The 7,020-nt window shown below is 70.9% G+C and carries 3 protein-coding genes; all 3 read left to right on the top strand.

The features are described from left to right. Positions 1-207 (top strand): phosphopantetheine-binding protein (locus tag VYI76_RS13270; protein WP_326525279.1); only part of this gene is annotated, 207 nt, incomplete at its 5' end. Beyond that, a complete protein-coding gene (locus VYI76_RS13265; RefSeq protein ID WP_326525278.1) occupies positions 204-4,571 on the top strand; it encodes a type I polyketide synthase in 4,368 nt (1,455 codons plus the stop codon). The genes VYI76_RS13270 and VYI76_RS13265, both read left to right, overlap by 4 nt. Further along, the coding region (locus tag VYI76_RS13260) for a condensation domain-containing protein (RefSeq protein WP_326525277.1) at positions 4,564-7,020 on the top strand (2,457 nt) is incomplete at its 3' end. The genes VYI76_RS13265 and VYI76_RS13260, both read left to right, overlap by 8 nt.

Raw genomic sequence — 7,020 nt, 5'->3', positions numbered from 1 at the left:
CATTCCCTCCTGATGGCGCGGGTCCAGCAACAGCTGGTGGAGCGGCTGGGCCGCCCGGTGCCTCTGGTCGAGATGTTCCGCCACCCGACCGCCCGCGCCCTGGCCCTGCGCCTCGACCGAGACCCCGCCTCGACCCCCGACTCGCGCGACGACATCACCACTGCCAAACGCCGCGTGACACAAAGGCGCCAGCGGAGGCGCGCATGACCATGACCGCCGATCTTCGGGACGAGCTGCGTCAGGGGGGACAGGACGAGCCGCTCGAGCCGATTGCGGTCCTCGCGATGACCGGACGCTTTCCCGGCGCCCCCAGCGTCGCAGAGCTGTGGGAGGCGCTGTGCGCCGGCAAGGACTGCATATCCGACCTGACCGCCGAGGATCTCGCCGCCGATGGCGTCGACCCGGCGGTGCTGACGATGCCCGACTTCGTGAACCGCGCCGGCGTGCTGGAGGGGATCGAGCTCTTCGATGCGCCGCTCTTCGGCTTCGCGCCGCGCGAAGCCGAGATCATCGACCCCCAACAACGCCTGTTTCTGGAATGTGCTTGGGAGGCGCTGGAGCTTGCCGGCCACAATCCGCAGATCCGGTCGGACAGCGTCGGGGTTTACGGCGGCGCGTCGCTGAGCGGCTACGGGCTGCGAATCCTGATGTCGGGCGCCGGCGCCGCGTATACCGATCTCGATGTGCTGATCAACAACGACAAGGATTTCCTTGCCACGAGGGTCGCCTACAAGCTGGGCCTGAAGGGCCCGGCGATCACAGTGCAGACGGCCTGCTCGACCTCGCTAGTGGCGGTGGCGACGGCGGTCGAGGCGCTGCGGAACTTTCACTGCGACCTGGCGCTGGCCGGCGGTGCCACGGTGAACGTGCCGCACCGGCAGGGCTATTTCTACCGCGACGGCGGCATCGCCTCGCGCGATGGCTATTGCCGTACCTTCGATGCCGCGGCCGGCGGCACGGTGGGCGGCAACGGCGTGGCGGTGGTGGTCCTGAAGCGGCTGAGCGACGCGGTGGCCGACCGCGATACGATCCAAGCGGTGATCTCGGGCGTCGGTCTGAACAACGACGGATCGGGCAAGGTCGGCTTCACCGCGCCCAGCGTCGCCGGCCAGGCGGCCGCGATCGCCATGGCGCAGGCGCAGGCGGGAATCGGTCCGAAGGACATCGGCTACGTCGAATGCCACGGCACCGCGACGCCGCTGGGCGATCCGATCGAAGTTGCCGCGCTGCGCGACGTCTTCATGGCGGGCGGCGCCGCGACCGGCGGCTGCGGCATCGGCAGTGTCAAGTCGAATGTCGGGCACCTCGACTGCGCGGCGGGAGTCACGGGGCTTATCAAGGCCGTCTTGTGTGTCATGACCGGCAAGATCCCTCCCAGCCTCCATTTCAAGACGCCGAACCCGCAGCTGGGGATCGAGTCTTCGCCGTTCCACGTATGCAGCGCGCTGACGGACTGGGCCGAGCCGAGGATCGCCGGCGTCAGCTCGTTCGGCATCGGCGGCACGAACGCGCATGCGATCGTCGAGGAGGCGCCCCAGCTGCCCGCCCGCGAGGCCTACGACCATGCCGTGCTACTGCCGGTCTCGGCCCACACGCCGCGCGCTTTCGCCAACCTCGCCGAGCGCTTAGACGGATATCTGGCTGGCCCCGGGGCGGCCGGTTTCGCGGATGTCGCCTATACCTTGCAGACCGGCCGGCGCCGGCTGCGACATCGCGGCTTTGCCGTCATCGGCCGGCATCGGCAGATTGCACCGCTGGGCGGCCTGCGGCCGATAGCCAGAACTCTGCCAGACGACATCGAGCCAAGGATTGCCTATCTGATTCCCGGGCAGGGCAGCCAGCGCCCCGGCGCGCTGCGCGACCTGGCAGCGGCGCATAGTCTTGTGGCCGAGGATCTAGAGCTGCTGACCGATGGGTTCGCGCGGAAGATCGGCTTCGATCTGCGCGACTATCTGCTGTCGCCAGACGCCGAACCGGTGACCGATACCGGCCGGGTCCAGCCGATCCTGTTCGCGCAGGGTTATTGTCTGGGCCGCCTCTTGGGCCATCTGGGGCTCCCGGCCGAGGGCATGCTGGGCCATTCGCTGGGCGAATTGGTCGCCGCCAGCCTTGCCGGCAGTTTCGGGATCGAGGATGCCATCGGGATCGTCGCGATCCGTGCTGGCGCGATGGCGGCGGCGCGGCCCGGCGCGATGCTGGCCCTACCCGCGCACCCCGAGACCGTGCGCGGCCTGATCGACGGCATCGCCGGGGCGGTGATCACGGCCGAGAACGGCCCCGAGCAGACCGTCGTCGGCGGCGACTTCGAGGTTATCGAGGCCGTCGAGGCGACCGCCCGGAAAGCGGGCCTGCATGCCGTCCGGCTTGCCACGTCGCACGCCTTCCATTCGCCGTCCATGGACGAGGCGGCGGACCGTCTGCGCGAAGCCCTCGGAGGCCGGCTGCTCCGTCCGCCCTCGGTGCCGTTCCTGTCGAACGGAACCGGCGACTGGATCACCGACGCACAGGCCGTGGACCCCGCCTATTGGGGCAGCCAGCTTCGCCGGCCGGTCATGTTCGGCCGCGCGTCCGAGCGGCTCTTGGCGCAGGAAGGCAGCATCGTCTTCGAACTCGGCCACGGTACGCTTCTCGGCGCCTATCCGATGCAGCTCGCCCGCGAGACGAACTCGCTTGTGGTACCGGTTCTGCCGCGGGGCGCGACCGACGACGGCTGGCAAGGCCTGCTCCATGCAGTCGGGCGGGCTTGGGTGGAAGGGGCGCGGATCGACTGGTCCGCGCTGTATCGCGAGGGCAGCGTCGGCGCGGTGCCGCTGCCGACCTATCCTTTCGAGCGGTCGCGGTACTGGGTCGATTTCGGGCTATATGCCGCCTCGCCGGCGGCGGCCGCCGCAGGTACGCCCGAGCGTTCAGGGACGGCCTGCTATCAGAACGTCTGGACGCGGGCGGTCGCGGTCGCCGGCGCCCGGGCGCGCGCCGTCGCCGAGCCGGCGCATTGCACCATCGTCGGAGCGGCCGGGCATCCGCTGGCCGCCGGCCTTGCCGCAGCCTTCGAGGCGCAGGGCTGGACCTGCGACCGCATCGACCCGGCGGCCGCGGCGATCAGCGCCATGGCGCAGGAGCCGCGCGTGGTGGCGATGCTGTGCGACGACGCCGCGCAGGGGTCGGCGCCCGACTCGGCGGCGGGGTTCGGCGCGCTGCTGGATCTCTACCGCGCGCTCGACGCCCGCTCGCAGGGGCGCCCGGTAACCGTGCTTCAGGTCACGAGTGGGCTTTTCGACGTCGTCGGAACCGAACGTCTGGCGCCCGGCATAGCACCGCTCGAAGCCCTGGCGATATGCGTGCCGCAGGAGTGCCCGAACCTCCGAACGGCCATCATCGACTGGGCTGGCGCCGCGGACGAGGCGGCGGGTGCGGCCCGCGAGATCGCGGTGGCGTGCCTGAGCGACCACCTGCACTTGGCGAACGCGATCCGGGGGAAGACCCGTTGGGTCCGGCGCATCGACCCGCTGCCGCTGGCGCCGGCGGAAGGCCCGATCGCGGCTCGCAACATCCTGATCACCGGCGGGCTCGGCCGGCTGGGGCGCGAGATGGCCGTCCGCCTTGCCGAACGCGGCGTGAAGACCATCGCTCTAGTCTCGCGAGCGCCCGATCTTGCGCAGGTCGAGGTGCTGCGCCCCCGTCTGGGCGCGGCGGGGGCGAGTCTTGTCGCCGTCGCCTGCGATGTCTCGGACCGGTCGGCGCTGGCCGCGGCCCTGGAGCGGCTTCGCGTCGAAGTCGGTGCCATCGACGGGGTCATCCATGCGGCAGGCCTGACCGCAAAGGACGGATTTCGCCCGCTGGCGGAGGTCGATGCCGCGCTGGTGGCGCGCCAGTTCGCCCCGAAGGTCGCGGGCACGGACAACCTCGTGGCGCTCTTGGACGGCGAGGCGAAATGGGCGGTGCTGTTCTCGTCGATTTCGGGCACGCTCGGGGGGCTTGGCTTTGCACCTTACGCCGGAGCCAATCTCTATCTTGATGCTACCGCAAGCCTGCTCGCCCGCGCCGACGGCCCGACACGCTGGAACGCCGTCCAGTGGGACGGCTTCACCCTCGAGGGCGAGGCGGGCCTCACCGTCGAGCGAGCGGTCGAGGTGATCGCGGCTACGGCGGCGGGCGGCCTGCCGCCTTCGGTGGTGGTCTCGGCCGGCGATCTCGAGATGCGGATGGCGCACTGGCTCTACGGTGCTGGACAGACGCCGGACGGCGCGGCGGCCGACGACACCTGTCCGGCCGAGCCGGCCGGGCACGAGCGCCCGCCGCTGTCGACGGCCTATGCCGCGCCAGAGACCGAACACGAGCACAAGATGACGGCGATCTGGGAGCGGCTCCTCGGGATCGACGGGTTGGGGGTGGACGACAACTTCTTCGAACTAGGCGGGCATTCTCTGCTCGGCGTCCAACTGATCGGCCAGGTGAGGGCGACGTTTGACCGCGCCGTGCCCGTCAACGAGATTTTCGAGTCGCCGACGGTCCGGAAGCTGATCGCGGCGATGGCGCGCTATGCGTCCGAGGACGACAGGGCAAGTGTCTGAGACAAGCGGCCTCGCCAGGCCCGGCGCGGATACCGCCGAAGGTGCGCCGACCGCCCGGATCTGGACCGCCTCGCATCCGCAGACGCGGCTTTGGTTCGAGGCCCATCTCCAGCCCGACGCGCCGAGCCGGAACATCCATGCCGCCTTCTCCTTTCCCGCCGGCATCGCCGAGCCGGCCCTGCGGACCGCCCTCGCCCAGCTGATCGCCCGGCACGAGGCGCTGCGCACCAACCTGCGGACGACGTCGAGAGGATTGGTCCAGGTGGTGCATCCGGAGAGGATGCCGACCTTGTTCGTCATGGATTGCCGCAATGACAGCGAGGCTGCGGCCGACCGGCGCGTGCGCGACGTCATCGCGGCCGAAACGCGCCTGCGGCTCGATCTGGCGACCGATCCATTGTTCCGCGTCGCGCTGGTGCGGCTGCCCAGGAAATCCGCGATTCTGGTCACGCTGCACCACGCCATCGGAGATCTGTGGTCGATCCGGGTGCTCGAGAAGGAACTGCGCCTACTCCATCGCGCCGCGGCGGCCGGTGTCGCGGCGCCGTTGCCGGCGCTTGCGGTCAGCTACGGCGCGTTGTCCGAACGAGCGGCCGAGCCCGGACTGGAAGGCCGCGATCTGCCCTACTGGCGCGACAGGCTGGCGCATGCCGATTTCAGGCCGGTCGTCCAGGCGCTGGAAGGCCCCCTGCGCCCGCCTAGCCCGGCGTCGCGGGGCGGCCGGGTGTTTTCGGTGATCGAGGCCGGCCCGGCCGGCGCGATCGCCGATTTCGCGGCACAGCGCGGGGTGTCGCTCTTCTCGCTGTTGCTGGCGGCGGTCTTCGCCACGCTGCATCGCTTCAGCCTGCGGAACGACATCGTCATCGGCGTGCCGCATGCCAACCGCGACGATCCCGAGACACACGGTATCATCGGGCTTTTCGTCAACATGCTGCCCATTCGCGTCCGGCCGGTCCCCGGGATGACGTTCGAGAGCCTCGTGGAGGCCACTGCCCGGGCGCTGCGCGAGGGGATCGCCCACGGCCGGGTCCCGTTCGAGCTGATCGTCCGCGCGGTCAATCCGCCGCGCGATGCCAATTCGACTCCGATCTTTCAGGTGACTTGCCAGATCAACGGCGATGCCAGCCGGCCGATCGGCACGCTCGAGGCGATCCGCCGCGGCACAATCACGCGCGGAACGTATCAGTACGACCTTGCCTTCGACTTCGGGGTGGCGACGGACGGGCTGTTCGTGCAGCTGGAATTCGTCGCCGCCGATCTCGCCGAGATCGCCGGCCAGTCGATCGTCGATGCGCTGTCCGCGCTCCTGGCGGCGGCGGTGCGCAGTCCCGATGTGCCGCTGGAGCGGCTTGCGCTTGGCCCGCCGGCCAAGATCGAGGCGCGGCCGGCCGGCGAGCCGGGCACGCTTGCCGGGCTTCTGGACGGCCTCGATGCGGACGCCGGGCGCGTTGTACTGGAGACGCAGGATCTCCGGATCACCGCTGGCGAGCTTGCCGCCCGCGCCCGGGAGCTTGCGGGCAAGCTGACGGAGCTGGGGGTGGGACCGGGCGGGCTGGTGGCGCTGGTGGGAGGCCGGACGCCGGAATTCGTCGCCGGGCTCGTCGCCACGATCCGGACCGGCGCGGCGTTCCTTCCCCTCGACGCCGCCTGGCCCGAGGACTACCGCCGGTCGATTCTCGACGATGCCCGTCCGCAGGCGATCATGGGCGCTGCGACCGGGCAGAACGAGGGTCTGGCGGTCACGGCCGGCTATGGGCAGGCGGCGCCTGCCGGGCCGCTGGCCTACGTGATTTATACCTCCGGAAGCACCGGGCGGCCGAAAGGCGTCGCCGTTTCGCAGGCTTCGGCCGCCTGGCAGGTCGGCTGGTACATCGAGGCGCTGGGACTGACGGCCCGCGACCGCGTGGCGTTTTCCGCCGCGCCGGCATTCGACACGATGGTGCCGCAGGTCCTGGGCGCACTCGCAGCCGGAGCGCGGCTGGTGGGCCTCGGCCTGCAGTTCGATCTGGGCAGCTTCGTTCGGACCTGCTGGCGTGCGCCGCCCACGGTCCTCGACGTCACGCCATCGCTGATGGCCACGCTGCTCGAGCTTGGCTACGACCCGGCCACGGCGCGAACCATCGTGCTGGGCGGGGAGCCCTGTCCGGCCGAGCTTGCTCGCCGCTGCCTGGCGAGCGGGGCGGAGCTGTGGAACATGTACGGGCCGACAGAGGCGACGGTCACGGCCATAGCGGGGCGCCTCCAGTCGGTGCCGCCTGCCGGCCCGGTGCCGATCGGGCGCGCGATCGACGGGGTGCGGCTCTCCATCGTCGATGCCGCCGGACGACCGGTGCCCGCCGGCGTGCCGGGCGAGCTCGTCATCGGCGGCGCCGGCGTCGGCCTGGGCTACTGGCGCCTCCCGGACCTCACCGAGGCCGCCTTCCGCCCCGACCCGGAGGCCCCGGGCGCG

This window comes from Sphingomonas sp. (assembly GCF_035910975.1).
Taxonomy (GTDB): Bacteria; Pseudomonadota; Alphaproteobacteria; order Sphingomonadales; family Sphingomonadaceae; genus Sphingomonas.
The sequence above is the reverse complement of the archived record's forward strand: the minus strand, read 5'-3'. Positions and strand labels throughout refer to the sequence as shown.